We start from the raw sequence: 25,050 nt of genomic DNA, 5'->3' as shown, positions 1-25,050 counted from the left end.
CCTCACTTGCCGACCGTTGCCGGCGCGGCCTTGGCCGGGGCGGCATCGACGACGCGCACCGTGTCGCCGTCGCCGAGGAAGCCGCCGCCGGCCGCGACGACGCGCGCCGCGGCGTCGACGCCGCCCGTGATCTCGATGCGGTCGCCGATGCGCCGGCCGACGCCGACCTTGACCTGCGTCAGCTTCGAGTCCGGGCCGACGCGCAGCACGTAGCTGAAACCGTCGCGCAGCAGCACCGCGCTTTGCGGCAGGGTCAGCCCGGAACCGCTACCGACCTCGAACTCGCCGCGCGCGAACATGCCGGCGCGGGCTGCGCCGGCGCTTGTTCCTCCAGCGGCGGGCAAGTCGACGAAGACGATGCCGTTGCGCGTCTGCGGGTCGACGGTGGGCGCGACCATCCGCACCGTGCCCTTGATCGCCGGCCCGCTGCCGGCGGTGACGAGCGCGGCCATGCCGGGCTTCAGTGCCGCCATGTCGCTCGCGGCGACCTCGGCGCGCCATTCGAGCCGGCCCTGGCGGATCATCCGGAACAGCTCCTGCCCGGCCGGCAGCACCGCGCCGACGGTCGCGCTGCGCGCCGAGATGACCCCGAAGTCGGGCGCCAGCACCTGCGTCTGCTTCAGCCGCAGCTGCTGCATCTGCGCCATCGCGCGCTGCGCGTCGAGGCGCGCCTTCGCGGTGCGCTCGGCGGTCAGGTACTGGTTGATCGCGGCCTCGCTCAACGCACCCGTGGCCTGCAGCCCGCGCGCGCGCTGCGCGTTCGCCGCGGCTTCGGCGAGCGTCGCCTCCGCCTCGGCGACCGAGGCGCGGATCTGCGCGACATCGGCGTTCATCGTGTCGGGCGCGAAGGTCGCGAGCACCTGGCCGCGCTTGACGACGTCGCCGACGTTGACCTTCACGTCGGCCAGGCGCAGCCCGTTGGCCTCGCTGCCGACGCTGGCCTCCTGCCAGGCGGCGATGTTGCCGTTCGCGTTGACGCGCACCGGCAGCGCGGCGGCCTGCGGCTGCGTCACGTTGACCGTCAGCGCGGCCCTCGCGGGCGCCACTGGCGCGACCTTGTCGTCGGCCGCGCGCACGCTGAGCGTCAGTGTGGCAGCCGCCGTGAGAACGGCGACGGCCGAGGCGATTGCAGTGCGTGTGGTTTTCATTGGGTGGCGACAGAGGTGAGGGGGTTCGACCAGCCACCCCCGAGGGCGCGGTACAAGGTGATCCAGGCGGTCGCGCGCTCGCGCTTCAGATCGATCAGCGCGATCTCGGCCTGCAAGGCGGAGCGGCGCGCGTCCTCGAGCTCGTACAGGCTCGCGAGACCGCCGCGAAAGCGCGCTTCGGTCGCACGGAACGAGGCGGCGTAGCCCTCGGTCGCGACCTGCGCGTCGGTGCTGCGGTCGGCGCTGCTTCGCAGCGCGACCAGCGCCTCCTCGACCTCGCGTACCGCGCCGCGCAGCTTGCCGCGGTACGCCGTTGCGGCCTCGTCGAAGCGCGCCTGCGCGGCGACGACATTCGCGCGGCGGGTGCCGCCATCGAACATCGGCAGCGAGACCGTCACCGGGCCGATCGCCCACAGCGTACCGCTCTGGTTGCCGAAGTCCGACGACTCGAAGCGCGCCGCGCTGATGCTGCCGTTCAGTGCGATGCGCGGCAGCCGCGCGGCTTGCGCCTGCGCCACCTCGGCGCCCGCGGCGACGACCTCGCGCTCGGCGATCAGCAGATCGGGCCGCTGCGCCAGCGCCTGCGCCGGCACGCGCGTGATCGCGATCGACGCAGGCTGCGGCAGCCGAGCGGCACCGGCCGCGAGCTGGCCGCGCAGGGTCGGCTCGTCGACGCCCGTCAGCGCCACCAGGCCCTTGATCAGCACATCGCACTGCGCACGGCGCTGCGTCAGCAGGCTGTTGCCCTGCGCCGCGCTGGCCCGCGCGAGCGCCGCGTTCCCCGGCGATTCGAAGCCGGCCTTCGTGCTCAGGTCGGTCAGGCGCGCGGTTTCGCCGCGCGAAGCGCTGTCCAGCTGCGTCTGCAGCGCCTGCGCCTCGCACGCGCGCAGGCTGGTGTAGCTGGTCGCGACCTCGGCGGCCACCGCGACGCGCGCGTCGTGCCAGCCGGCCTGGGCGCCGGTGAAGCGCGCCCGCGCCGCGTCGCGCGCATGGCGGCGCGCGCCGAACAGGTCGAGCTCCCAGGTCGCCTGCAGCCCGACGCTGCCGGTGTTGCCGAGGCCGCTGACGAAATCCTGCCGGCCGCGCACCGCGCTGGCGTTCGCATCGAGCGATGGCAGCAGCGCCGCGCCGCTGGCGACACGCGTCGCGCGCGCCTGCTCGATGCGCGACGCCGCGGCGGCGAGGGTCGGGCTCGCGGCCTGCGCCGCGTCGATCAAGCGCAGCAGCACCGGGTCGTTGAACTGCTGCCACCAGGCCGTCAGCGTCGTGAGTTCGCCGCCGTGCGGCAACGGCGCCTGCCATTGCGCGGGGCTGTCGGCGGCCGCGGTCGATGCGCTCGTCGCCGGTGGCGGCCCGCTGCTGCAGGCCGCGAGGCCCGCGAGGGTGGCTGCGGCCGACGCGGCACGCAACAGGCTGAACCTGGACTTCATCACGAATCGCTTTCGAATTCTTCTGACACGCGGGTGGGGTGCTCGCCTCGGGTGACGGTGGGCGCGCGCGCGGATCGCACGGCGCCGCCGCAGTCGGCGAGGCTCGCAATATAGCAATGTGACGACGAACGACCTCCGCGAAAATCGACACGGCCGCACGCTGCTGACAACGCGGTGTCAGCAGCGTGCGGCCGGGCGGGTCGTGACGGGTGCGCTACCAGGCGAGCTGCTGCTGCGCCGACGGCGGGCGCGCACCGGCGTGCGGCACGTTCGCGGCATGCGGCACATAGCCGCGGGTCGCGAGGTTCCAGCCGTCGGTCGCGCCGGCGTCGGTCAGCGGCATCAGCACGGTCGTCGCCAGCTTGCGCGCGGCGGCGCGGGCCAGCAACGATTCGCACTGCGCGGCCGTCAGCTGGCGCGCGAAGCGGGTCCAGCGCTGCTGCACGAGCGAGGCACGCCAGGCGTCCTCGACCGCCCAGCGCGCGTGCAAGGCATCGCCGGAGCGGCCGGCCTCGATCACGCGCGGCAGCAGGCTCATGAAGAAGCTCTTGAAGTCGCCGCGCAGCGCCTTGCCGGGCAGCAGGTCTTCGAAGCGGCTGATGCGCTGGCTCCAGCCCGGCTTCAGCAGCTGCTGGCTGACGAAGGCCTGCAGCGCCTGCACCGGGTTGAACAGGCGCAGCCGGTTCGGCGGCAGCACCAGCAGCGGCAGCGCGCAGGCCTCGTCGTGCGAAAGCGGCTCGACGAAGCTGCACAGCACCGCGACCCGCGACCACTGCGGCGCGCTGAGGCCGCCGAGGCCGGGCACCCGGGCGGCGCCAGCGCCGTCCGGCCCGAGCGGTTTGGCGGCGCCAGCGCCGTCCGGCCCGAGCGGTTTGGCGGCGCCCGCGCCGTCCGGCCCGAGCGGTTTGGCGGCGCCCGCGCCGTCCGGCCCGAGCGCGTGCTCGGCCTCGATCTGCTGCACGAAGCGCTGCGCATCGCGAAAGCCGTGCGCCGCCTTCGCATGGTTCGCCTTCGTGCTCATCACCGCGAGGTTGCCGGCGGCGTAGCCGGCGTCGTTGCGGACGCGGTCGATCGACGCATCGCTGGTCTGCAGCGTCGCACTCGACAGCGCCACGCGCGTGATCGGACAATGGCTCGTGTCGATCTGCTGCAGGTAGTTCGGCGTGACCTGCACCAGCTCGACGCTGCGCCCGCGCAGCCAGGCGTGCAAGCGCAGCTGCAGCCACTTGCGCACGTGGCGGGTGGCAGCCAGCGTGCGCAGGCCGAACGCGGCCTGGCCGGCGAGCAGCCCGTGGCGCAGCGGCGAAGGTTCCTGCGCATACGGCGCAGGCAGGTTGACGCGGTAGTGCGCGTAGTCCCAGCCGAGCTCGAAGCCGACGTGCTCGTGCGCCGTCAGGCCGGTGTGGGGGAGGCCGGTTTGCAGATCGATCAGGTTCAGGGTCGTGGCGGTCATGGCGAGGCTCCGAGACAATCGCCGCGAACCGTTTCGCAGCGCTGATGCAAGTGTTGCGGCCGGGTGGCTCACAGCGTGAGCCAGCCACGGCGCGCGATCGCAGGGTATGCTCTGCGCCACTGGCTCACGCCATGAGCCACCCGCCTGTCAAGAACCCCGGCAAGGAATCCGCGCGATGGACCGCACCGAACGCTTCTACAAGATCGAGCTGCTGCTGAAGGGCCGCGGCTGCGTCAGCTTCGCCGCCCTGCAGGACGAGCTCGGCGTCTCGCCGGCGACGCTGAAGCGCGACCTGCAGTACCTGCGCGACCGCCTCAGCGCGCCGATCGTCTACGACGCCTTCAGCAACGGCTATCGCTTCGCCGAGGCGAACACCGGCGCGGCGAGCGCGACGCGCCACGAGCTGCCCGGCCTGTGGTTCAGCGAGAACGAGATCCACGCGCTGCTGACGATGCACCAGCTGCTCGCCGGGCTCGACGACGACGGCGTGCTCGCGCGCCACCTGCAGCCGCTGATGGAGAAGCTCCAAGGCATGCTCGGCACCGACGAAGGCACGGCGCGCGAGCTGATGCGCCGCGTCAAGGTGATCGTCACCGCGCGGCGGCGCGTGCCGAGCCGGCACTTCGAGCTGCTCGGCAGCGCGCTGCTGCAGCGCCGCCGGCTGCAACTGCGCTACTTCAAGCGCAGCGATCGCAGCGAGAGCCTGCGCGAGGTCTCGCCGCAGCGGCTCGTGAACCACCGCAACACCTGGTATCTCGACGCGTGGTGCCACGCGAGTGACGGCCTGCGCCGCTTCGCGCTCGACGCGGTGCGCGACGCGCGGCTGCTCGAGACGAAGGCGAAGAACGTCGCGCTGCGCGAGCTCGAGGCCGAGCTCGACGCCGGCTACGGCATCTACGGCGGCGGCGGCGCGAAGGTCAAGTGGGCCACGCTGGTCTTCGACGCCGACGCCGCGCAGTGGGTCGCGAACGAAGAGTGGCATCCGCAGCAGAAGGGGCGCTGGCCGGATGGCCCACCCGGCGAAGGCCGCTACGAACTGCAGGTGCCCTACAGCGACCCGACCGAGCTCGCGATGGACATCCTGCGCCACGGCGACAGCGTCGTCGTGACCGGCGACAAGGCGCTCGCCGCGCAGATCGGCCGGCGCCTGCGCAGCGCGGCGGCGCAATATCCGGGATGATCGGCACTGGTCGCATGCAACGGAGAGACTCTCGATGAAAGCCACCTGGAACGGCGTGACGATCGCCGAAAGCGACGACACCGTGATCGTCGAAGGCAACCACTATTTTCCCGAGGCCAGCCTGAAGCGCGAGTACGTCAGCTTCAGCAACCACCGCAGCAGCTGTGCATGGAAGGGGCAGGCGTACTACTACAGCCTGTTCGTGAACGGCGAGATGAACGAGAACGCGGTCTGGTACTACCCCGAGCCGAGCGAGGCGGCGGCGCAGATCAGGGGGCGCGTGGCGTTCTGGAAAGGCGTGCAGGTCACCGACTGAGCCGGTCGCTCGCCGTATCCGGCGAGCGGGGTGCTGTCACTTGCCCGCCTTGAAGGATGTGAAGATTCGGGTCTGCACGCGGCGAATCTCCTGCGGCGCGGCATCGGGCGGCGTCATGCGCTTCTTGTCGGCGTCGCTCAGGAAGATCGTCTTGTTCTCCGCCACGTCCTTCTTGACGAACTTCAGCGAGGCCGCGTTCGGGTTCGCGTAGAAGACCTTGTTCGTCAGCCCGGCCGCGACCTCGGGGCGCAGGATGTAGTTGATGAACAGGTGCGCGTTGTTCGGGTGCGGCGCGTCCTTCGGGATCGCCATCGTGTCGAAGAAGAGCGTCGCGCCGCCCTTCGGGATCAGCGCCTCGATCGCCGGCGGCGCCTTCGGATTCGCCTCGATGGCGCGCGCGCGGGCGATGTTGATGTCGCCCGAGTAGCCCATCACCGCGCACAGCTGGCCGCTCGCGAGATCGTTGATGTAGCCGGACGACGAGAAGCGCGTGACGTACGGGCGCACGCTCTTCAGCATCTTCGCGGCGGCGTCGTAGTCGGCCGCGCTCGTGCTGTAGGCCGGCTTGCCGACATAGAGCATCGCGACCGGCAGCACCTCGGAGGCCGAATCGAGGAAGTTCACGCCGCAGCCCTTCAGCGTGGCCGCGTACTTCGGGTCGAAGACCAGGCTCCACGCGTTGTCCGGCATCGGCAGGTCGCCGAGCGCGGCCTTGACCTTCGCGGTGTTGATGCCGACCGTGACGTAGCCCCACAGCCAGTCGACCAGGTACTGGTTGCCGGGGTCGACATTGGCGAGCTGCTCGAGCAGCCCCTTGTCGAGGTTGCCCCAGTTCGTCAGCTTCGTGCGGTCGAGCTTCTGCAGCAGGCCGCCGGCGATCTGCGTCTTCGCGAAATGCGAGCCGGGCACGACGATGTCGTAGCCGGTCTTGCCCGCCACCAGCTTGGCGTGCAGGATCTCGTTGGCATCGTAGTTGTCGTAGTTGACCTTGATGCCGGTCTCCTTCTCGAAGTTCTTGATCGTGTCGTCGGCGATGTAGTCGGACCAGTTGTAGATGTTCAGCAGCTTCGGCTCGTCGGCCGCGGCGGCGGCGAAGGCAAGCGCGCTCAGCGCGATCATCAGGGCGGTCTTCATCGGCTTCGACGTCATGACTGGCTGGCTCCTCAAGATGTTGGCAGTGCGTATGGCGCTGTGAGCGCGGGTTCCGCTTCGGGTTCCCCGAGCCGCAAATGCTAGCGGCAAACCTTCGGCGCGCCCGGATTTTGCTTGCCCGGGACTCCACACCGAAGGCATGATCCGTGCCGCTCGATCCGCCGTCTTCACAAGGAACACGCATGCGTCCGAACACCTTCAAGACCCTTCCCCTGCTGATCCTGACGGCGGCCCCGCTGCTGGCGCTCGCCCAGGCGGGCGGCACGCTCGACAAGGTCAAGCAGTCGGGCACGATCACGCTGGCCTACCGCGAATCGTCGATCCCGTTTTCGTACCTCGACGACAAGGCGCAGCCGGTCGGCTTCGCGTACGAGATCTGCCTGAAGATCGTCGACGAGGTCAAGAAGGCCACCGGCCGCGCCGATCTGAAGGTTGCACTGCAATCGGTGACCTCGGCGAACCGGATTCCGCTGCTGCAGAACGGCACGATCGACGTCGAGTGCGGCTCGACCACCAACAACAGCGAGCGCGGCAAGCAAGTGCAGTTCGCGACCAACTACTTCTACACCGGCACGCGCTTCCTCGTGAAGACCGGCACCACGATCAAGACGATCGACGACCTGAAAGGCAAGACCATCGTCTCGACCACCGGCACGACGAACTACAAGATCCTGCGCAACCTGAACGAGGAGAAGAAGCTCGGCATGGACCTGCTCGCCGCGAAGGACCACGCCGAGTCGGCGCTGATGGTCGAGAGCGGCCGCGCGGTCGCGTTCGGCATGGACGACATCCTGCTGTACGGCCTGCGCGCGAGCAGCCAGAACCCGGCCTCGCTGGCGGTCGTCGGCGAGCCGATCCAGGTCGAGCCCTACGCGATCATGCTGCGCCTGGACGACCCGGCGTTCAAGAAGCTGGTCGACGGCACGCTGGCGAACCTGATGAAGAGCGGCGAGTTCACGAAGCTCTACACGAAGTGGTTCATGTCGCCGATCCCGCCGAAGGGCATCAACCTGAATGCGCCGATGAGCAAGGAGTTGGTCGACAACATGAAGGCGCTCAGCGACAAGCCGGCGACATGACTTTGATCGTCACGGTTCCCGTGTTACACTGATTCAGTGTTACAAGGAGGTCTGCCGTGGCGAACGTGACGATTGCGGTCGACGATCAATTGCTGCGCGCCGCCCGTGTGAAGGCGGTGCAGCAAGGCACGAGCGTCAACGAGATCTGCCGCCAGGCGATCGAGGCGTTTGCGCAGGGCGCGGGCGACGCGCAGGCGCGCATCGCCAGGATCAAGGCAGTGGCGAAGAAGGTGCGCGCGGTCGACGAGCCGCTCTGGCCCGGCCGCGATGCGCTGTACTCGGAAATCGGCTCGAAGTGAGCTGCTTCTTCGACACCAACGTGCTCGTCTACGTGTTCGATCGCGGCGAGCCGCAGAAGCAGGCGCGCGCGCAAGAGCTCGTCACCGCGCACATGACGGCGCGCGACATGGTGCTGAGCACGCAGGTGCTGCAGGAGCTCTATGTCACGCTGACGCGCAAGAAGCGGCTCGGTGCGGCCGATGCGCTCGAAGTGGTGACGACCTTCGCGCAGGAGCGCATCGTGCCGGCCAGCGCCGACATGGTGCTGCGCGGCTTGGCGCTGAGCCAGCAGCGCCAGCTCTCGGCCTGGGATGCGCTGATCGTCCAGGCCGCGCTGCAGGCCGGTTGCACGACGTTGTTGTCCGAGGACTTTCAGACTGGCGCACGGTTCGACGAGCTTGTCGTCGTGAACCCTTTCGCGCCGCAGGTGCACGAGGCGAAGGCCGCCTACAAGCGCCGTTGATCGTGCGGCGCGTCGTAAGCTTCGCGCATGGTCGAAGTGCTGATCACCGTGGCGCATCGGCGCCGCCTGCGCGAGGTCTATCGGTCGGCCGGCTGGCCGTGCCAGGACACGCTCGAGATCGAGCTGCTTGCCGCCGGCCTGCTGGAACGCGTGCGCGGTCCGCTCGGCCACGAGTCCTTGCGCGTCACCGACGCCGGCATCGCGCTGATCGCCGAGACGCTGCAGCGCAATCGCGCGCGGCGCGATTTGCATGAGCTGCTGGTCGAACGCGTCGCGCGCGAGATGACGCGCGCCGGCCGCATCGCGTGGCGGGCCTTGAGCCTGCGCGCGAAGGTCGACGGGGCTTGGGCGATCGCGATGCCGGACGTGTTTTCGATCCGCCACACGACGGTCGAGGCCTACCTCGAACCGGTTGTGCACGAGGTCAAGGTGAACCGCGCCGATCTGCTCTCGGACCTGCGCAGCGCGGCCAAGCGTGCGGCTTACCTGCAGCTCAGCAGCGAGTGCTGGTACGTGATCCGCGCCGGCATCGCCGAGCCGGACGAGATCCCGACCGAATGCGGCGTGCTGATCGCGGGCGAGCAGGCGCTCGAGGTCGCACGCCCGGCACCGAAGCGCGCGATGCAGATGCCGTTCGGGCTGTGGATGGCGCTCGCGCGGTCCACGCCGCTCGAGGGGTGGCGACTCGAAGACGCGCAAGGCCAACTCGGCGACACTCGCGGGTTTCCACCCGAGATCTGACCCGGATGCCGCCCGCGATCGCCCCAACTGCGGCCCCGACCGCCACCCCGCCCGCCCGCATCGAGAGCACATTCCCGAGCCCCGTCGCGCCCGACCGCGCGCGCCAGGCGCTGTGGGCCGCGATCGCGATGGTCGTGGTCTGGGGCTCGAACTTCAGCGTGCAGAAGGCGGTGTTCGCGGCGCTGACGCCGGGCGGCTTTCTGTTCGCGCGCTACCTGATGATGCCGGTCGCGGCGGCCGCGCTGCTGCTCTGGCGCTTCGGCCCGAAGTGGCCGCGCGTGCCACGCGCCGACCTGTTCGCGCTGCTGCGGCTGGGGCTGGCCGGCCACCTGCTGCACGTCGGCCTCGTGACCTACGGCATCCACTGGTCGACCGCGTTCTCGAGCTCGCTGATCCTCGCCTGCGGCCCGGTGTTCACCTTGCTGATCCTGCGCTGGCAGGGGCTGGAGCAGCTGACGCGCGGCCAGGTCGCCGGTGTCGCGGTGGCCTGCGCCGGCGTGCTGGTCTTTCTCTCGGACAAGCTCTTCGGCGGCCACTGGCAGGCCGGCGGCGGCGACCTGACGCTGCTCGTCGCGGCCTCGTTCTTCTCGTACTACACGGTCAGCGCGAAGCCGCTGATCGAGCGCCACGGCGGCGTCACCGTGATGGCCTATGCGACGCTGCTCGGCAGCGCGCCGGTCGTCGCGCTGAGCCTGCCGGCCGGGCTGGCGGTCGACTGGAGCGAGGTTCGCCCGGCGATCTGGCTGGGGCTGGGCTACGCGGTGCTGATCTCGGCCTTCCTGGGCTGGCTGGTCTGGGGCTGGGTCAACGCGGTGCGCGGCGTTGCACGCAGTGCGCCGCTGATGTACCTGATGCCGCCGGTCGCAGGGCTGGTCGCGTGGGCCGTGACCGGTGAGCGCTACACCGGCGTCAAGCTGGCCGGCGCGGCCCTGACGCTCGCCGGAGTCGCCGTCGCGCAGTACGCTTCGACCCAACCCGGCGATCCGGTGCGCGAGGCGCCGGCGCCTGTCGACTGATCCGTACACTGCGCACTTCGACGAGGAGTTCATCCATGTTCCGCACGCCGCAACACGCCCTGACCGCGATCGCGATCGCCACGCTGCTGGCCGCCTGCTCGAAGCCCGCCGAGGTGGCAGCGCCCGCCACGCCGCCGCAGCCGCCGATCGCGAAGGTCGCGGCCGTCGATCACGCGGACTCGGGCATCGCCTGGAAGCACGCGTCCAGCGACGCCGATGTCGACGCCGCGTTCGCGCTGGCCAAGGCCGAGACCAAGCCGGTCTTCGTCTACTGGGGCGCGAAGTGGTGCCCGCCGTGCAACCAGGTCAAGGCGACGCTGTTCAATCGGCGGGACTTCATCGAACGCTCGCGCGCCTTCGTGCCGGTGTATGTCGACGGCGACAGCCCGGGCGCGCAGAAGCTCGGCGCCCGCTTCAAGGTCAGCGGCTATCCGACGATGGTGCTGTTCAACCCGCAGGGCACCGAGCTGACGCGGCTGCCGGGCGAGGTCGAGGCCGAGCGCTACACGCAGGTGCTGACGCTCGGAATGAACGCGCAGCGGCCCGTGAAGGACGTGCTCGCGCAGGCCAAGGCGGGCGGCGCCGGCCTCAGCGCGAACGACTGGCGCCTGCTCGCGTTCTATTCATGGGACACCGACCAGCAGCAGCTCGTGCCGAAGGACGGCGTGCCCGCGCTGCTGAAGCAGCTCGCCGACGCCTGCCCGGCCGACCAGACCGAGATCGCGACGCGGCTGCGCCTGAAGGCCCTCGCCGCGGTCGACGACAAGGCCCCCGCAAAGCCCGACCCGGCCGCGCAGGCCACGCTGCTGAAGGTGCTCGCCGACGCACCGACCGCACGCCCCTACATGGACGTGCTGACCAACTACGCCACCGACATCACGCGCGCGCTCAGCGCCAAGGGCACGCCGCAACGCACCGAGCTGCTGAACGCGTTCGACGGCGCGCTGAAGCGCTTCGAGGCCGACACGAGCCTGTCGCGCGCCGACCGCATGGGCGCGCTGATCGCGCAGGTCGACCTCGCGACGATCGACGCGCCGAAGGGCGACGCCGTGAAGGCGAGCCGACCCAAGCTGCCGCAAGCACTGCTTGCCGACATCCGCGAACAGACCGCGCGCGCCGACCGCGAGATCACCGACGGCTACGAGCGCCAGGCCGTCATCACCGCGGCCGCCTACCTGCTCGAGCGCGCCGACCTCGGCGATGAATCCGACACACTGCTGAAGGCCAACCTCGCGAAGAGCCATTCGCCGTACTACCTGATGAGCGAACTCGCGAGCAACGCCAAGGCGCGCGGCGACAAGACCGAGGCGCTGCGCTGGTACGAGGAGGCTTTCGACAAGAGCGAAGGCCCGGCCACCAGGCTGCAGTGGGGTTCGAGCTACGTCAACGCGCTGGTCGAGCTCGCGCCGCAGGACGAAGCCCGCATCGAGAGGGCCGCCGGCCAGCTGCTCGCCGAGGCAGCGAAGCAGCCGGACGCCTTCTACGAACGCAGCGGCCGCTCGCTGCAGCGCGTCGGCACGAAGCTGCAGGCCTGGAACAAGGCCGGCCAGCACAGCGCGGCCGTCAAGCGTCTGCAGGCGCAGCTCGACGGCGTCTGCGGCGCGCTCGCGGCCGACGACCCGAAGCGGGCGAATTGCGCGGGGCTGCTGAAGCCGGCAGCGAAGACCGCCGTGTGAGCCGGCACCGCGATGGCGGTGTAAACCTGATCTGCCCGGCATGGCGCTTGCCTTAGCATGCGCGCCATGCAAAAACTTGTTCCTCGAGGGCTGCTGCCGCGTCGCGCGGCGCTGCGGGCTGCGGCTTGCGGCCTCGCCTTCGTCGCCGCCGGGGCGATCGCCGCGGCGCCGGCCGCAGCACCGGCCAGCGGCGCTTCTGCCGCGGCGGCCGCTGCCAGCTGGGTCCATGCCTACGCCGCGTTCGGCGAGCCCAAGTACGCGCGCGGATTCGACCACTTCGAATACGTGAACCCCGCCGCGCCGAAGGGCGGCACGCTGTACCTCGCGAACCCGGATCGCCGCACGGCCTTCGACAAGTTCAACCCGTTCACCGTGCGCGGCGCCGCGCCGTCCGGCCTCGAGATCTTCATGCTGGAGACGCTGACCGCCACCAGCGCCGACGAGCCGATGACGATGTACGGTCTGCTCGCCGAGGAGATGCTGATCGCGCCCGACAAGAGCTCGATCACGTTCCGCCTGAACCCCAAAGCCAAGTTCTCGAACGGCGATCCGGTGACCGCGCAGGACGTGAAGCACTCGTACGACACGCTCGTCAGCAAGTACGCGTCGCCGGCGGTGCAGTCGACCTTCGCCGAAGGCGTGAAGCAGGCGGTCGTGGTCGACGATCGCACGATCCGCTTCGACCTCAGCGCGAAGACCAGTGCGACGCTGTTCAGGCTCGGCGGGCTGTACGTGTTCTCGCACAAATGGGGCCTGAAGCCCGACGGCAGCCACGTGCGTTTCGACGAGTTGCTGAACGAGATCCCGTTGCTGACCGGCCCGTACACGGTCTTCAGCCAGGACTCCGGGCGGCGCATCGAGTTCAAGCGCAACCCGGCCTATTGGGCGGCCGATCTCGGCGTGCGGCGCGGCTTCTTCAACTTCGACCGCGTCGTCTACCGCTACTACAAGGACGAAACCGTCTCGACCGAAGCCTTCAAGGCCGGCGAATACGACATCGTGAAGGTCTACGCCGCGCCGATCTGGGCGCGCCAGCATCGCGGCCCGAAATGGAACGACGGGCGCATCGTCAAGGACCCGTTCGAGACCAACGCCGGCAAGGGCCTGCAGGCCTATGAGCTGAACCTGCGCCGACCGATCTTTGCCGACATCCGGGTGCGCCAGGCGATCGCGCTGAGCTACGACTTCGAGACCAACAACCGCTATCACCGTCTGAAGCGCGCGAACAGCGTGTTCAACAACTCCGAGTTCGCGGCCCAGGGGCTGCCATCGCCGGGCGAACTCAAGCTGCTCGAGCCCTACCGGGCCGAGCTGCCGAAGGAGGTGTTCGGCCCGCCGTACCTCGCGCCACGCAACGACACCGACCAGAACGCGCTGCGCCGCAACCTGCTGAAGGCGCGCAGCCTGCTCGAGGCTGCCGGATGGAAGCTTGCGGCCGACGGCAAGCTGCGCAACGCCAAGGGCGAGCCCTTCATCTTCGAGTACCTGTCCGCGACCGGCCAGAACACCGATCAGCGGATGAACCCGTGGCGGCGCAATCTCGAGAAGCTCGGCATCGAGTTGCCCGACCGCAAGGTGGACTACGCGCTCTTCAACCGCCGCCTGACCGACTTCGATTTCGACATGGTGACGATCGTCGAGCCGGCGTTCACGCTGCCGCAGGTGGCCGACTACATCGACCTGTATGGCAGCAAGGCGGCCGACGAGCCCGGCAGCGGCAACTACCGCGGCGTCAAGAGCAAGGCGGTCGACCACGTGCTCGCGGCGATGGCGGGCGCGACGACGATGGAGGAGTTTCGCGACGCCTGCCGCGCCCTCGACCGCATCGTGACGTGGAACTATTGGCAGGTGCCCGAGCTGTACAGCAACTTCGAGGATGCCTCGTACTGGAACAAGTTCGGCAAGCCGGCCGTGCGCGCGAAGTACTTCCAGATCGACAACTCGCAGATGCTGACACCGCTGCTGGCCTGGCCGCTGGTCACGTGGTGGATCAAGGACCCGGCGCAGCGCTGAGACCGAAACAAGGGGCGAACCGCGATGCTGAGCTACATCCTCAAACGAATCCTGCTGATGATCCCGACCCTTCTCGGGGCGCTGACGATCACGTTCATCGTGATCCAGTTCGTGCCCGGCGGCCCGGTCGAGCAGATCATGGCCGAGCAGCGCGCCGGCATCGGCGGCGGCGCCTACAAGGCGCGCGCCGACAACAGCGCGCAGCAGATCGAGGAGCTCAAGAAGCTCTACGGCTTCGACAAGCCGGCGCATGTCCGCTATGTCGAGATGCTGAAGAACTTCGCGACCTTCCAGCTCGGCCGCAGCTTCATGCAGAACAAGGACGTGTGGGAACTGATCAAGGAGAAGCTGCCGGTCTCGATGAGCCTGGGGCTGTGGAGCTTCGTGATCTCGTACCTGATTTCGGTGCCGCTGGGCATCGCGAAGGCGGTGCGCGAGGGCAGCCGCTTCGACACGATCAGCACGCTGTTCGTGCTGATCGGCTTCGCGATCCCCGGCTTCGTGCTGGGCGTGTTCCTGATCGTGCTGTTTGCCGGCGGCTCGTTCTGGGACCTGTTCCCGCTGCGCGGCCTGACCTCCGACAACTGGGCCGAGCTCGCCTGGCCGGCCCGCATCACCGACTACCTCTGGCACCTGACATTGCCGCTGACCTGCCTGGTCATCGGCAGTTTCGCAATCATGACGATGCTGACGAAGAACACCTTCATCGAGGAGATGCGCAAGCAGTACGTGCTGGTCGCGCGCGCCAAGGGCCTGTCGCGGCAGAGCGTGCTCTGGAAGCACATCCTGCGCAACGCGATGATCCCGATCGTGACCGGCTTCCCGGCGGCGTTCGTCGGCGCGTTCTTCGCGGGGGCACTGCTGATCGAAAGCCTGTTTTCGCTCGATGGCCTCGGACTGCTCAGCTACGAGTCGATCGTGCGGCGCGACTATCCGGTCGTGCTCGGCACGCTTTACCTCTTCACGCTGATCGGCCTGGTCGTCAAGCTGGTCTCGGACCTGATGTACGTGGTGGTCGACCCGCGCGTGCAGTTCCAGGCGGTGGGCAAGTGATGGCAGAGATCATCACCCCGACCGCTCCTGCGCCGGCCACGACGGCGGCGAGCCTCGAGCCCGCAATGCCGCCGCTTTCGCCCAATCAGCGGGCGTGGCGGCGCTTCAAGCGCAGCCGGCTCGGCGCGTGGTCGCTGTGGATATTCGTGTTCCTGCTCGCGCTGAGCGCCCTTGCCGATGTGCTCAGCAACGACAAGCCGCTGATCGCGCGCTACAACGGCGAGCTGTTCTTCCCGCTGCTGAAGAATCCGAGCGAGGTGCGCTTCGGTGGCGACTTCATGACGCCCACCGACTGGAGCGACCCCTTCATCGCCGAGCAGTTCGCCAAGCCCGGCAACTGGATGCTGCGCCCGCCCAACCACCACTCGGCGACCTCGATCGAATACTTCGCGAAGCCACCGAACCCGGCGCCACCGAACAGCAACAACTGGCTCGGCACCGACGAGCTTGGCCGCGACATGATCGCGCGCTTGCTCTACGGCTTTCGCGTCAGCGTGCTGTTCGCACTGGCGTTGACCGCGATCGGCGTGGCGATGGGCCTCGCCGCGGGCGCCGTCCAGGGCTACTTCGCGGGCCGCATCGACCTGACCCTGCAGCGCCTGATCGAGATCTGGACCTCGATCCCCGAGCTGTACCTTCTGATCATCTTCGCGTCGATCTTCCGGCCTTCGGTGCTGCTGCTGTTGATCCTGTTGTCGCTGTTCGGCTGGGTCGGCCTGTCGGACTACACGCGCGCCGAATTCCTGCGCAACCGCTCGCTCGAGTTCGTCAAGGCCGCGCGCGCGCTCGGCCTGTCGAACCTGCAGATCATCTGGCGCCACGTGCTGCCCAACTCGTTGACGCCGGCGATCACCTTCCTGCCGTTCCGCATGAGCTCGGCGGTGCTGAGTCTCGTCGCGCTCGACTTTCTCGGCCTGGGCGTGCCACCCGACGTTCCCTCCCTCGGCGATCTGGTGCGCCAGGGCAAGGCCAATCTCGACGCGTGGTGGATCATCTTCCCGACCTTTGCGTTGCTGGTGTCGATGATGCTGCTGCTGACCTTCATCGGCGACGCGCTGCGCGACGCCTTCGACACGCGCAAGTCATGAGCGGCGACATGGGCACACGAAACCTCCTCGAAGTCGATCGCCTGACGGTGCGCTTCGACACCAGCACCGTCGTCGACGCAGTCTCGTTCAACATCGCGCCGGGCGAGAAGTTCGCGCTCGTCGGCGAATCGGGATCGGGCAAGTCGATCAGCGCGCTGTCGGTGCTGCGGCTCGTCGATGCGGCGGTCACGAGCGGCGCGATCCGCTTCGACGGCGACGACCTGCTGAAGAAGTCCGAGCGCCAGATGCGCGGCATCCGCGGCGCCGAGATCGCGATGATCTTCCAGGAGCCGATGACGGCGCTGAACCCGCTGTACACGATCGGCAACCAGATCGGCGAGGTGCTCGAGCTGCACGAGGGCCTGCGCAAGAACGAGGCGCGCGCACGCGCGATCGAGCTGCTGACGCGCACCGGCATCCCCGAGCCGGAACGCCGCATCGACGCGTTCCCGCACCAGCTCTCGGGCGGCCAGCGCCAGCGCGCGATGATCGCGATGGCGATCGCGTGCCGGCCCAAACTGCTGATCTGCGACGAGCCGACGACGGCGCTCGACGTGACGATCCAGGCCCGCATCCTCGCGCTCCTCGACGAGCTGCAGGCCGAGATGGGGATGGCGCTGCTGTTCATCACGCACGACCTGAACCTGGTGCGGCGCTTCACGCACCGCGTCGGCGTGATGGAGCGCGGCCGGCTCGTCGAGATCGGCGCAACCACCGAGGTCTTCGGCAACCCGCGGCATGCGTACACGCGCAAGCTGATGGCGAGCCGGCCGCGGCGCGTCGTGCAGCCGCTCGCGGCCGACGCGCCGATCCTGCTCGCCGGCGACGATGTCGGCGTCAGCTTCGCGATCGCGCAAGGCTGGTTCGGCAAGCGCGTGTTCGAGGCCGTGCGCCATGCGACCCTGCAGCTCAGGCGCGGCGAGACGCTGGGCATCGTCGGCGAATCGGGCTCGGGCAAGACGACGCTCGGGATGGCGCTGCTCGCGCTGCAGCCGATCTCGGGCGGCCAGGTCGAGATGGGCGGCCGGCGCATCGACAACGCCGAACGCAGCACCTTGCGCGCGATGCGCAGGCGCATGCAGGTCGTGTTCCAGGATCCGTTCGCGTCGCTGAGCCCGCGGCTGACGGTCGGGCAGATCGTCGGCGAGGGGCTCGCGCTGCACCGGCCCGAGCTGACGAAATCGGCGCGCGACAAGCTCGTGCTCGAGATGCTCGACGAGGTCGGCCTGAGCGAAGCGAAGGGCGTGGCCAACGTGCTGCAGCGCTACCCGCACGAGTTCTCGGGCGGCCAGCGCCAGCGCATCGCGATCGCGCGCGCGGTCGTGCTGCGCCCCGAGGTGCTGGTGCTCGACGAGCCGACCTCGGCGCTCGACGTCTCGGTGCAGCAGCAGGTGCTCGCGCTGCTCGGCGAGCTGCAGCGCCACTACGGCATGAGCTACGTGTTCATCAGCCACGACCTCGCGGTCGTGCGTGCGATGTCGCACCGCGTGATGGTGATGAAGAGCGGCGACGTGATCGAGCAAGGCGAGGCGCAGGCGCTGTTCGATGCGCCGCGCGAGAGTTACACGAAGGCGCTGCTGGCAGCGGCGCACCTGGCGTGACGCGTGGACTGACGAAGCGAAGGAACCCATGAACGAAGCGAACCCCGCGCCCCCGATTCCCGACCACCTGTCGGTCGACCCGCGCAGCCCTCATCACGTCGCCGCGGTGTTCGAGCGCGAGGTCGGCATCCGCCTGAACGACATCGAGCGCTTCGATGTCGAGGAATACTGCATCAGCGAGGGCTGGGTCAAGGTGCCCGCAGGCCGGGCGCTGGATCGCAAGGGCAAGCCGCTGCTGATCAAGCTGAAGGGCAAGGTCGAGGCGTTCTATCGGTAGCCGGCGGACGCTCAGCCCAGCGCCTCGCGCACGAACTCGAGCCGGTCCTGGCCGAAGAACATCTCGGTGCCGACGAACATCGTCGGCGCGCCGAACGCGCCACGCGCGACCGCCTCTTCGGTCGTCGCACGCAACGCGGCCTTGACCTCGGCGTCGCCGGCCCAGGCCATCACCTCGGCCGCGTCGAAGCCGGCGGCGGCGAGCGCCGCGGCCGCGGTGGCCGGATCGTTCAGGTTCTGCGGTTCGACCCACATCGCGTGGAAGACGCCGCGCAGATAGGCCTGGAGGCGCTCCGGCGCGCGCAGCTGCGCGCCGGTTGCACCGCGCATCAGCAGCAGGGTGTTGATCGGAAAGAACGGGTTCGCGGCCAGCGGCACGCCGTAGCGGCGCGCGTAGCGGGCCATGTCGACGTCCATGTAGCGCGCCTTCGCAGGCACCGCGGCGGGCGACGCATTGCCGGTCGCCTGGAACACGCCGCCGAGCAGCATCGGCCGATAGACGAGCTCGGCGCCGGCCTGCGCGCACAGCGCGGGCAGCTGGGTCCACGCGAGATACGTGGTCGGGCTGCCGACATCGAAGAAGAACTCGACTTGCTTCATGATGCTCACCTCGGGTCAAGCGCTCGCGGCGGTCTGCCGACGCGCTCGAACGATCCTAGTTCACGAAAGGACGGCAGCCGATGGCGACGAACCCGAACGAGGTGGCACTGGTGATCGGCGCCGGGGACGCGACCGGCGGCACGATCGCGAAGCGCTTCGCGGCCGGCGGCTACACCGCGTGCGTCACGCGGCGCGAGGCCGACAAGCTCGAACCGCTGCTGCAGAGCATTCGCGAGGCCGGCGGCCAGGCGCACGGCTTCGCCTCCGACGCGCGCAAGGAAGACGAGGTCGTCGCGCTGGTCGAGCGCATCGAACGCGAGATCGGGCCGATCGAAGTGCTGGTGTTCAACATCGGCGCGAACGTGCCCTGCAGCGTGCTCGAGGAGACCGCGCGCAAGTACTTCAAGATCTGGGAGATGGCGTGCTTCGGCGGCTTCCTGAACGGGCGCGAGGTCGCGAAGCGCATGGTCGCGCGCGGCCGCGGCACGATCATCTTCACCGGCGCGACCGCGGGGCTGCGCGGTGCCGCGAACTTCGCCGCATTCGCCGGTGCGAAGCACGCGCTGCGCGCGCTCGCGCAGAGCATGGCGCGCGAGCTCGGGCCGCAGGGCATCCATGTGGCGCATGTCGTCGTCGACGGCGCGATCGACACCGAGTTCATCCGCAGCAACTTCCCCGAGCGCTATGCGCTGAAGGCGCAGGACGGCATCCTGAACCCCGAGCACATCGCCGAGAACTACTGGCATCTGCACCGGCAGCCGCGCGACGCGTGGACCTTCGAACTCGACCTGCGCCCCTACATGGAACGCTGGTGACCATTCAGCGCCGGGGCCGCGTGAAGCGCAGCTCGTAGCGCGAGTTCCGGTCGTCGTCGACGAACTGCAGCGTGTCGCCGACCCACTCGTAAGGCACGCTGAACTCGTCGATCTGCACGACGTTGTGCATCACGACCACATCGACCTGGCTGCTGCGCAGCTGCAAGGTGTAGACGATGTCGTCGATGCGCACGCGCAGCGTGCCGTCGGGGCGCAGATCGATCTGGGCCGGGCCGCAGCTCGGCGCCTTCGGCAGCGTCGCGACGCAGAGCTCGGCCACGTGACGCCCTGCTGCGGGCCACTGCGCCGGCGCGGCCGACGACTGGCCGAACGCCAGCAGCGCGAGCAGCGCGATGCCCGGTCGCCATACCGCCCGTTTCACGTCAGCGAGGGAGCGTCGGGCGGGGTTGTCATGGGGCTTCATCGGTGGGTCGTTCGTCGGAAGTCGGCTGACGTCATTACACCGCGTCGCGGCACCCCCCGCTCGGACCTGCGCTCGAGCACGTTCAAGCGCTTTGAAGGCTGCATGCAGTCGCCCCGCCTGTCACAGCTCGACGGCGGCACTACATTGACTGCATGAACACCACCACTGCCCTGTCCTCCACTTCCTCCATCCAGCGCTCGCGCCAGGTCGAGCGGCTCGTGCGCGGTCAGCCCACGTCCGATGGCGACGGCGTCAAGCTGACGCGCGTGCTGACGCAACCGCTGCAAAAGCGCCTCGACCCGTTCCTGATGCTCGACGCCTTCGGCAGCGACGCCGCGAGCGACTACATCGGCGGCTTCCCGAGCCACCCGCACCGCGGCTTCGAGACCGTGACGATCATGCTCGAGGGGCGCATGCGGCACCAGGACAGCGTCGGCAACGTCGGCCTGCTCGAGCCCGGCAGCGTGCAATGGATGACCGCGGGCCGCGGCATCATCCACTCCGAGATGCCCGAGCAGCAGGAAGGCCGGATGGCCGGCTTCCAGCTCTGGGTCAATCTCGCCGCGAAGGACAAGATGACGGCGCCCGCGTACCGCGACGTGCCGCCAGCCGGCGTGCCCGTCGTCGATCTCGCCGGCGGCGTGCGGCTGCGCGTGATCGCCGGTCAGGTGCTCGGCGTCGCCGGCGCGGTGCAGCGGCCGACGACCGAGCCGTTGGTGCTCGACATCGCGCTGCCGGCCGGCCAGTCGTTCGACGCCGTGATCCCGGCGGGTCACAACGCGTTCGCGTACGTCTACGGCGGCGGCGTCGTGACGATCGGTGAAGGCGCGTCGGCGCGGGTCGACAGCGAGCGCATGGCGATCCTGACGAACGACGCCGCGGCCGACGGCGTGCGCCTGCGTGCCGATACCGACGCGCGCGTGCTGCTGGTCGCGGGCGCGCCGCTGAACGAGCCGATCGCGCAGTACGGCCCGTTCGTGATGAACACGACCGCCGAGATCCACCAGGCAGTGGCCGACTTCCGAGGCGGGGCGCTGGCGACCTGATTCATCTTCGGGCCGATGTCATCATGAGATAGGCTCTCGGCTTTCCGCACCCCCGGAGGCCGAGACCGATGCCCCGCCAGACCCTGGGCGAATCCCGCCTGCACCCCGCAGTCCGCGACGAGGTCGCGAACCTGCATGCCGACATCGTGCACAACGTGCAGGCGGCTTCGCTGTCGAACCCGGTGCTGGTCGTCGGCATGGCCGGCAACCCGTTCTGCCGCCGCGCCCGCCGGCTTCTCGGCGAGGCCGAGATCGCCTTCCACTACCTCGGCTACGGCAGCTACTTCAGCGAGTGGCGGCCGCGCGGCGCGCTGAAGATGTGGAGCGGCTGGCCGACCTTCCCGATGGTCTTCGTGAAAGGCCAACTGATCGGTGGCGCGCAGGAACTGGAGCGGCTGATCAAGAGCGGCGAGATCAAGCGCCTGCTCGGTGAGTAGGCGCCTTCTGCTGGTGCTCGCGCTGGTTGCGAGCACCGGCGCCGCAAGCGCTCAGGCACTCAGCGACTGCCGTGTCGCCGGGCTGCGCAACAGTGTCAAGTGCGGGGTCGTGACGCGCGCGCTCGACCCCGCTCGGCCCGACGGCCCGAGCATCGACGTGCATTACGTCGTCGTGCCGGCGATGGCCCGGCGCAAGCTGCCCGACCCGGTCTTCCTGATCGCCGGCGGGCCGGGCCAGAGCGCGATCGAGGTCGCGCCGCAGACGATGCCGCTGTTCGGCCGGCTCAACAACCGCCGTGACATCGTCTTCGTCGACCAGCGTGGCACCGGCCAGAGCGCGCCGCTGACCTGCGCCGACCCGAAGCACGAGGCGCTCGCCGAGCAGGCCGGCATCGAGCAGCAGCTCAGGCAGCTGCAGCAGTGCCGGGCCGAGCTGCTGCGGCGCCCGTACATCAAGGCGCCCACCGACCTCGGCTTCTTCACGACGACGCTGGCGATGCAGGATCTCGACGCCGTGCGCCGCCAGCTCGACGCGCCGCAGATCGATCTCGTCGGCATCTCGTACGGCACGCGCGCGGTGCTCGAGTACATGCGCCAGTTCCCGAACGCGGTGCGGCGCGCGGTGCTCGATTCGGTCGCGCCGCCCGACATGATTCTGCCGGCGAGTTTCTCGACAGACGGCCAGGCCGCGTTCGATGCGCTGCTCGGTGCCTGCGAGCAGCAGCCCGAGTGCCGCGCGAGCTACCCGACCTTGCGCGCCGAGTGGGCCACGCTGCTCGCGAGCCTGCCGAAGCCGGCAAGCGCGCCGCATCCGCTTTCGGGCGCGCCCGAGCAGTTCATGCTGACGCGCGAGATGGTGCTCGGCGCGGTGCGTGGGGCTCTGTACGGCGCGGCGACGGCGGCGGCGCTGCCGGCCGCGATCCATGCGGCCGCCGGCGGGCGCTACGAGGCCCTTGTCGGCATGGGTTCGCTGCTCGGCTCGCGCCGCGGCATGCAAGTCGCGACGGGCATGCACTTCTCGGTCGTCTGTGCCGAAGACGCGCCGCTGCTCGCGAACGCGCATGACACGCCCGGCGCCGATTTCGGCAGCGCGTTCGCGACGCTGTACCGGCGCGCTTGCGCCGACTGGCCGCGCGGCGCCGTGCCGCCCGCGTTCTACACGATCGCGCCGTCGCGCACGCCGACCCTGCTGCTCAGCGGCGGCCTCGACCCGGCCACACCGCCGCGCCACGGCGCGCGCGTCGCGCAGGCGCTCGGACCGACCGCACAGCACGTGATCGTGCCGAACGCCGGCCACAGCGTGCTCGGCATCGGCTGCGCGCGCGACCTGCTGTACCGCTTCATCGACGCGACCGACGACCGCGATGCGACCTCGATCGACGCGAGCTGCCTGAAGGCCATCCCGCGCCCGGGCGTGTTCAAGCCGATCGAGCTCGCCGCGGGAGACTCGAAGTGATCACGATCGAACGCCTTGCAAAGGCCTTCAGCGCGCCCGGCGGCGGCACGAAGTCGGCGTTGAAGCGCAACCCGCCGCGCGTCGTGCGGGCGGTGCGCGACGTGAATCTGCACGCGCCCGACGGCCGCATCACCGGCCTGCTCGGCCCGAACGGCGCCGGCAAGACGACGACGCTGCGCATGCTCGCCGGGCTGATCCCGGCGGATGCGGGCCGCATGCACGTCGACGGCATCGACGTCGCGAGCCAGCCGCGCGCCGCGCTCGCGCGCATGGGCGTGCTCTCGGATGCGCGCGGCTTGTACCCGCGCCTGACCGCGCGCGAGAACATCGTCTACTACGGACGGCTGCAGGGCATGGCGCGCGACGCCGCGAACGCGCGCGCCGAGCAGCTCGCGCAGATGTTCGAGATGCGCGCGCTGCTCGACCGCCGCACCGACGGCTTCAGCCAGGGCGAACGGATGAAGACCGCGCTTGCCCGCGCGCTCGTGCATGACCCGGCCAACATCATCCTCGACGAGCCGACCAACGGCCTCGACGTGCTCGCGACGCGTGCGCTGCGCGACAGCCTGCGCTGGCTGCGCACACCCGAAGGCGGCGCGAAGTGCATCGTGTTCTCGACGCACATCATGCAGGAGGTCGAGCGGCTGTGCGACGGCGTCGTCGTCGTCGCACAGGGCCGCAGTGTCGCAAGCGGCACCGTCGCCGAGTTGCTCGCGCAGACCGGCGAAGACGACTTCGAGGAGGCCTTTGTGAAGCTCGCGTTCACCGAAACGCAGCAACGCGAAGGGCTCGCCACATGACGCGCCTGCAAGCCATCGTCACGGTCTTCGCGAAGGAGATCGTCGACGCGCTGCGCGACCGCCGCACGCTGCTGACGGTGCTCGCGTCGTCGGTGCTGATGGGGCCGCTGGTGCTGCTGGCGATCTCGGCGCTGGTCGCGACGCTGGAGGCCAGCGCCGAGCGCCGCGAGGTCGTCGTCGCCGGCATCGCGCAGGCACCGACGCTGACGAACTTCTTCGAGCGCCAGACCTACACCGTGAAGCCGGCGCCGGCCGACTACGAGCAGCTGCTGCGCAAGGCGAAGCTGACCGACGCGGTCGTCCTCGTGCCGCGGGATTTCGAGGCTGCGTTGGTGCGCGGCGACGCACCGATCGTCGAGCTCGTCTCCGACAGCGCGAACCAGCGCTCGCAGGCCAGCGCCGGGCGCGTCGCGCGGCTGCTCGAAGCCTTCGGCCGCGAGCGCGCGACCTTGACCCTGGCGCTGCGCGGCATTTCGCCCGACGCACTGGAGGCGATGCGCGTCGCGGAACGCGATCTCGCGAGCTCGCAGACGCGCGCGACGCAGATCACCGGCATGCTGCCGTTCTTCGTGTTGATGGCAGTGCTGGCCGGCGCGCTGAACGCCGCGCTCGACACGACCGCCGGCGAACGCGAGCGCGGCTCGCTCGAACCGCTGCTGATGAACCCGACCGAGCGCTGGGTGCTCGTCCTCGGCAAATGGGGCGCGGTGGCCAGCGTCGGCATGCTGATCGCGGTGCTGGCCTGCTTCAGCTTCCTGCCGGGCCAGTGGCTGCTGCGCAGCGACACGCTGGCGGCGATGTTCCAGTACGGCGTGCGCGAGGCGCTGCTGTTCCTGGCGGTGCTGCTGCCGTTCGCGGCAGCCGCGTCGGCGCTGCTGATGGCGGTGGCGATCCGCTGCAAGAGCTTCAAGGAGGCGCAGGCCAGCACGACGCTCGTGATGCTCGCGGCCTCGCTGCTGCCGCTGATCAACGTGTTCAGCCTCGGCGAAGAGTCACCGTGGTATCTGTGGGTGCCGGCGCTGGCGCAGAACGTGTTGATGACGCATGTGCTGAAGGGCGAGGCATTGGCGGCCGAGCAGCTCGCGATACCGCTGACGGTGTGCGCGCTGCTCGCGGTCGGCGGCGTCTGGTTCGTCGCGCGGACCTTGCGCAGCGCCGCGGTACGCTAGCGTGCCGGGATGCGCATCTCGCGCACCCGATCGCCTTCGAGAACGAAGAGAAAGCGGCTCGCGCCGCCGTGCAAGTCGCTGCGCCAGTCGGCCTCGAACGTCACGATATCGCCGTGCTGCGCGCTTGTGGTAACCGTCATGCGGCCGTTCGCGCCAATGAACTCCGCGTCGCTCCAGGCACGGATCGCGGCCAGACCTTCGAAGCGCCGGCCCCCATCGTCGACGACAGCGTCGCCCACGAAGAGGGCCAGGAACGCGGCCGTGTCACCACGGTTCACGGCGTCGACCAGCGCGGCAATGGGCGCCGGCAGCGAAGGGTACGAATTCAAGGGAACGGCT

At 69.6% G+C, this 25,050-nt stretch carries 26 protein-coding genes; 19 read left to right on the top strand and 7 right to left on the bottom strand.

The window, feature by feature from the left end; all coding sequences use genetic code 11:
- Positions 1 to 2 precede the first annotated feature (2 nt).
- The 3 genes from AC1DTW_RS15405 to AC1DTW_RS15395 all read right to left on the bottom strand — a co-directional run bounded on the left by AC1DTW_RS15405 (position 3) and on the right by AC1DTW_RS15395 (position 4,031).
- Positions 3 to 1,148 carry an efflux RND transporter periplasmic adaptor subunit gene (locus AC1DTW_RS15405; RefSeq protein WP_477982092.1) on the bottom strand — a complete coding sequence of 382 codons (1,146 nt, stop codon included), beginning with the start codon at positions 1,146 to 1,148 and terminating at the stop codon, positions 3 to 5.
- Positions 1,145 to 2,578, bottom strand: coding sequence for an efflux transporter outer membrane subunit (locus AC1DTW_RS15400; protein WP_477982091.1), 1,434 nt, complete (start codon positions 2,576 to 2,578; stop codon positions 1,145 to 1,147). The genes AC1DTW_RS15405 and AC1DTW_RS15400 overlap by 4 nt, the downstream gene beginning before the upstream one ends.
- Positions 2,579 to 2,792: 214 nt before the next feature.
- Positions 2,793 to 4,031, bottom strand: a complete 1,239-nt coding sequence (locus tag AC1DTW_RS15395) for a hypothetical protein (protein ID WP_477982090.1) — start codon at positions 4,029 to 4,031, stop codon at positions 2,793 to 2,795.
- A gap of 175 nt (positions 4,032 to 4,206) precedes the next feature.
- On the opposite strand from AC1DTW_RS15395, the gene AC1DTW_RS15390 reads away from it, so the two are divergent.
- Positions 4,207 to 5,211 carry a helix-turn-helix transcriptional regulator gene (locus AC1DTW_RS15390; protein WP_477982088.1) on the top strand — a complete coding sequence of 335 codons (1,005 nt, stop codon included), beginning with the start codon at positions 4,207 to 4,209 and terminating at the stop codon, positions 5,209 to 5,211.
- A 34-nt stretch (positions 5,212 to 5,245) separates the two neighbouring features.
- On the top strand, positions 5,246 to 5,527 hold the full coding sequence (locus AC1DTW_RS15385) for a DUF427 domain-containing protein (RefSeq protein WP_477982087.1): 282 nt from the start codon (positions 5,246 to 5,248) through the stop codon (positions 5,525 to 5,527).
- Positions 5,528 to 5,563: 36 nt separating this feature from the next.
- Here AC1DTW_RS15385 and AC1DTW_RS15380 read toward each other — a convergent pair whose 3' ends face one another.
- Complete coding sequence (locus tag AC1DTW_RS15380; RefSeq protein ID WP_477982086.1) at positions 5,564 to 6,661, bottom strand: polyamine ABC transporter substrate-binding protein; 1,098 nt, start codon at positions 6,659 to 6,661, stop codon at positions 5,564 to 5,566.
- Between the two features lie 200 nt (positions 6,662 to 6,861).
- Between AC1DTW_RS15380 and AC1DTW_RS15375 the strand changes: the two genes are divergently transcribed.
- The 11 genes from AC1DTW_RS15375 (at position 6,862) to AC1DTW_RS15325 (ending at position 17,965) form a co-directional block, all read left to right on the top strand.
- Complete coding sequence (locus tag AC1DTW_RS15375) at positions 6,862 to 7,758, top strand: amino acid ABC transporter substrate-binding protein (protein WP_477982085.1); 897 nt, start codon at positions 6,862 to 6,864, stop codon at positions 7,756 to 7,758.
- A 56-nt stretch (positions 7,759 to 7,814) separates the two neighbouring features.
- Positions 7,815 to 8,057 (top strand): hypothetical protein, encoded by a 243-nt coding sequence (locus AC1DTW_RS15370; protein WP_477982084.1) that lies wholly within the window; start codon positions 7,815 to 7,817, stop codon positions 8,055 to 8,057.
- Positions 8,054 to 8,500 (top strand): PIN domain-containing protein, encoded by a 447-nt coding sequence (locus tag AC1DTW_RS15365; RefSeq protein WP_477982083.1) that lies wholly within the window; start codon positions 8,054 to 8,056, stop codon positions 8,498 to 8,500. Before AC1DTW_RS15370 ends, AC1DTW_RS15365 begins: the two co-directional genes overlap by 4 nt.
- A 27-nt stretch (positions 8,501 to 8,527) precedes the next feature.
- Complete coding sequence (locus tag AC1DTW_RS15360) at positions 8,528 to 9,241, top strand: hypothetical protein (protein ID WP_477982082.1); 714 nt, start codon at positions 8,528 to 8,530, stop codon at positions 9,239 to 9,241.
- Between the two features lie 5 nt (positions 9,242 to 9,246).
- Positions 9,247 to 10,257 carry a DMT family transporter gene (locus AC1DTW_RS15355; RefSeq protein ID WP_477982081.1) on the top strand — a complete coding sequence of 337 codons (1,011 nt, stop codon included), beginning with the start codon at positions 9,247 to 9,249 and terminating at the stop codon, positions 10,255 to 10,257.
- 35 nt (positions 10,258 to 10,292) lie between these two features.
- Positions 10,293 to 11,933 (top strand): thioredoxin family protein, encoded by a 1,641-nt coding sequence (locus AC1DTW_RS15350; protein ID WP_477982080.1) that lies wholly within the window; start codon positions 10,293 to 10,295, stop codon positions 11,931 to 11,933.
- A gap of 66 nt (positions 11,934 to 11,999) precedes the next feature.
- On the top strand, positions 12,000 to 13,946 hold the full coding sequence (locus AC1DTW_RS15345; protein ID WP_477982079.1) for an extracellular solute-binding protein: 1,947 nt from the start codon (positions 12,000 to 12,002) through the stop codon (positions 13,944 to 13,946).
- Positions 13,947 to 13,970: 24 nt separating this feature from the next.
- The gene (locus AC1DTW_RS15340) at positions 13,971 to 14,999 is read left to right on the top strand and encodes a microcin C ABC transporter permease YejB (protein ID WP_477982078.1); all 1,029 of its coding nucleotides are present in this window, start codon (positions 13,971 to 13,973) and stop codon (positions 14,997 to 14,999) included.
- The gene (locus tag AC1DTW_RS15335) at positions 14,999 to 16,087 is read left to right on the top strand and encodes an ABC transporter permease (RefSeq protein ID WP_477982077.1); all 1,089 of its coding nucleotides are present in this window, start codon (positions 14,999 to 15,001) and stop codon (positions 16,085 to 16,087) included. The genes AC1DTW_RS15340 and AC1DTW_RS15335 overlap by 1 nt, the downstream gene beginning before the upstream one ends.
- Positions 16,088 to 16,095: 8 nt before the next feature.
- Positions 16,096 to 17,688, top strand: a complete 1,593-nt coding sequence (locus tag AC1DTW_RS15330; protein ID WP_477982076.1) for an ABC transporter ATP-binding protein — start codon at positions 16,096 to 16,098, stop codon at positions 17,686 to 17,688.
- A gap of 28 nt (positions 17,689 to 17,716) precedes the next feature.
- Positions 17,717 to 17,965 (top strand): DUF3297 family protein, encoded by a 249-nt coding sequence (locus tag AC1DTW_RS15325; protein ID WP_477982075.1) that lies wholly within the window; start codon positions 17,717 to 17,719, stop codon positions 17,963 to 17,965.
- A gap of 11 nt (positions 17,966 to 17,976) precedes the next feature.
- On the opposite strand, the gene AC1DTW_RS15320 is transcribed toward AC1DTW_RS15325, so the two are convergent.
- Entirely contained in the window at positions 17,977 to 18,567 is a 591-nt protein-coding gene (locus AC1DTW_RS15320) for a 2-hydroxychromene-2-carboxylate isomerase (RefSeq protein ID WP_477982109.1), read from the bottom strand.
- A gap of 77 nt (positions 18,568 to 18,644) precedes the next feature.
- Between AC1DTW_RS15320 and AC1DTW_RS15315 the strand changes: the two genes are divergently transcribed.
- Positions 18,645 to 19,379, top strand: a complete 735-nt coding sequence (locus AC1DTW_RS15315; RefSeq protein ID WP_477982074.1) for an SDR family oxidoreductase — start codon at positions 18,645 to 18,647, stop codon at positions 19,377 to 19,379.
- A 4-nt stretch (positions 19,380 to 19,383) separates the two neighbouring features.
- Here the strand turns inward: AC1DTW_RS15315 and AC1DTW_RS15310 are convergent, their stop codons facing one another.
- Complete coding sequence (locus tag AC1DTW_RS15310) at positions 19,384 to 19,761, bottom strand: hypothetical protein (RefSeq protein WP_477982073.1); 378 nt, start codon at positions 19,759 to 19,761, stop codon at positions 19,384 to 19,386.
- Positions 19,762 to 19,955: 194 nt separating this feature from the next.
- On the opposite strand from AC1DTW_RS15310, the gene AC1DTW_RS15305 reads away from it, so the two are divergent.
- The 5 genes from AC1DTW_RS15305 to AC1DTW_RS15285 all read left to right on the top strand — a co-directional run bounded on the left by AC1DTW_RS15305 (position 19,956) and on the right by AC1DTW_RS15285 (position 24,711).
- Positions 19,956 to 20,849 (top strand): pirin family protein, encoded by an 894-nt coding sequence (locus AC1DTW_RS15305; RefSeq protein ID WP_477982072.1) that lies wholly within the window; start codon positions 19,956 to 19,958, stop codon positions 20,847 to 20,849.
- A gap of 68 nt (positions 20,850 to 20,917) precedes the next feature.
- On the top strand, positions 20,918 to 21,286 hold the full coding sequence (locus AC1DTW_RS15300) for a glutaredoxin (protein ID WP_477982071.1): 369 nt from the start codon (positions 20,918 to 20,920) through the stop codon (positions 21,284 to 21,286).
- Positions 21,279 to 22,742: an alpha/beta hydrolase gene (locus AC1DTW_RS15295; protein ID WP_477982070.1), complete on the top strand. Its 1,464-nt coding sequence runs from the start codon at positions 21,279 to 21,281 to the stop codon at positions 22,740 to 22,742. The genes AC1DTW_RS15300 and AC1DTW_RS15295 overlap by 8 nt, the downstream gene beginning before the upstream one ends.
- Entirely contained in the window at positions 22,739 to 23,542 is an 804-nt protein-coding gene (locus AC1DTW_RS15290; protein WP_477982069.1) for an ABC transporter ATP-binding protein, read from the top strand. The genes AC1DTW_RS15295 and AC1DTW_RS15290 overlap by 4 nt, the downstream gene beginning before the upstream one ends.
- A complete protein-coding gene (locus tag AC1DTW_RS15285) occupies positions 23,539 to 24,711 on the top strand; it encodes an ABC transporter permease (RefSeq protein ID WP_477982068.1) in 1,173 nt (390 codons plus the stop codon). Before AC1DTW_RS15290 ends, AC1DTW_RS15285 begins: the two co-directional genes overlap by 4 nt.
- Here the strand turns inward: AC1DTW_RS15285 and AC1DTW_RS15280 are convergent.
- Complete coding sequence (locus AC1DTW_RS15280; RefSeq protein ID WP_477982067.1) at positions 24,708 to 25,040, bottom strand: nuclear transport factor 2 family protein; 333 nt, start codon at positions 25,038 to 25,040, stop codon at positions 24,708 to 24,710. The two genes, AC1DTW_RS15285 and AC1DTW_RS15280, sit on opposite strands and share 4 nt — an antisense overlap.
- Positions 25,041 to 25,050 lie beyond the last annotated feature (10 nt).

It is taken from the genome of Rhizobacter sp. P5_A1 (assembly GCF_056400745.1).
The sequence above is the reverse complement of the archived record's forward strand: the minus strand, read 5'-3'. Positions and strand labels throughout refer to the sequence as shown.

Excerpts from the sequence above, each read along its gene's own strand:
- AC1DTW_RS15325 (WP_477982075.1), top strand. The coding sequence starts at position 17,717 with ATGAACGAAGCGAACCCCGCGCCCCCGATTCCCGACCACCTGTCGGTC.
- AC1DTW_RS15300 (WP_477982071.1), top strand. The coding sequence starts at position 20,918 with ATGCCCCGCCAGACCCTGGGCGAATCCCGCCTGCACCCCGCAGTCCGC.
- AC1DTW_RS15350 (WP_477982080.1), top strand. The coding sequence starts at position 10,293 with ATGTTCCGCACGCCGCAACACGCCCTGACCGCGATCGCGATCGCCACG.
- AC1DTW_RS15330 (WP_477982076.1), top strand. The coding sequence starts at position 16,096 with ATGGGCACACGAAACCTCCTCGAAGTCGATCGCCTGACGGTGCGCTTC.
- AC1DTW_RS15380 (WP_477982086.1), bottom strand. The coding sequence starts at position 6,661 with ATGAAGACCGCCCTGATGATCGCGCTGAGCGCGCTTGCCTTCGCCGCC.
- AC1DTW_RS15315 (WP_477982074.1), top strand. The coding sequence starts at position 18,645 with ATGGCGACGAACCCGAACGAGGTGGCACTGGTGATCGGCGCCGGGGAC.
- AC1DTW_RS15400 (WP_477982091.1), bottom strand. The coding sequence starts at position 2,578 with ATGAAGTCCAGGTTCAGCCTGTTGCGTGCCGCGTCGGCCGCAGCCACC.
- AC1DTW_RS15305 (WP_477982072.1), top strand. The coding sequence starts at position 19,956 with ATGAACACCACCACTGCCCTGTCCTCCACTTCCTCCATCCAGCGCTCG.
- AC1DTW_RS15360 (WP_477982082.1), top strand. The coding sequence starts at position 8,528 with ATGGTCGAAGTGCTGATCACCGTGGCGCATCGGCGCCGCCTGCGCGAG.
- AC1DTW_RS15335 (WP_477982077.1), top strand. The coding sequence starts at position 14,999 with ATGGCAGAGATCATCACCCCGACCGCTCCTGCGCCGGCCACGACGGCG.
- AC1DTW_RS15345 (WP_477982079.1), top strand. The coding sequence starts at position 12,000 with ATGCAAAAACTTGTTCCTCGAGGGCTGCTGCCGCGTCGCGCGGCGCTG.
- AC1DTW_RS15375 (WP_477982085.1), top strand. The coding sequence starts at position 6,862 with ATGCGTCCGAACACCTTCAAGACCCTTCCCCTGCTGATCCTGACGGCG.
- AC1DTW_RS15390 (WP_477982088.1), top strand. The coding sequence starts at position 4,207 with ATGGACCGCACCGAACGCTTCTACAAGATCGAGCTGCTGCTGAAGGGC.
- AC1DTW_RS15355 (WP_477982081.1), top strand. The coding sequence starts at position 9,247 with ATGCCGCCCGCGATCGCCCCAACTGCGGCCCCGACCGCCACCCCGCCC.
- AC1DTW_RS15340 (WP_477982078.1), top strand. The coding sequence starts at position 13,971 with ATGCTGAGCTACATCCTCAAACGAATCCTGCTGATGATCCCGACCCTT.
- AC1DTW_RS15285 (WP_477982068.1), top strand. The coding sequence starts at position 23,539 with ATGACGCGCCTGCAAGCCATCGTCACGGTCTTCGCGAAGGAGATCGTC.
- AC1DTW_RS15405 (WP_477982092.1), bottom strand. The coding sequence starts at position 1,148 with ATGAAAACCACACGCACTGCAATCGCCTCGGCCGTCGCCGTTCTCACG.
- AC1DTW_RS15385 (WP_477982087.1), top strand. The coding sequence starts at position 5,246 with ATGAAAGCCACCTGGAACGGCGTGACGATCGCCGAAAGCGACGACACC.
- AC1DTW_RS15395 (WP_477982090.1), bottom strand. The coding sequence starts at position 4,031 with ATGACCGCCACGACCCTGAACCTGATCGATCTGCAAACCGGCCTCCCC.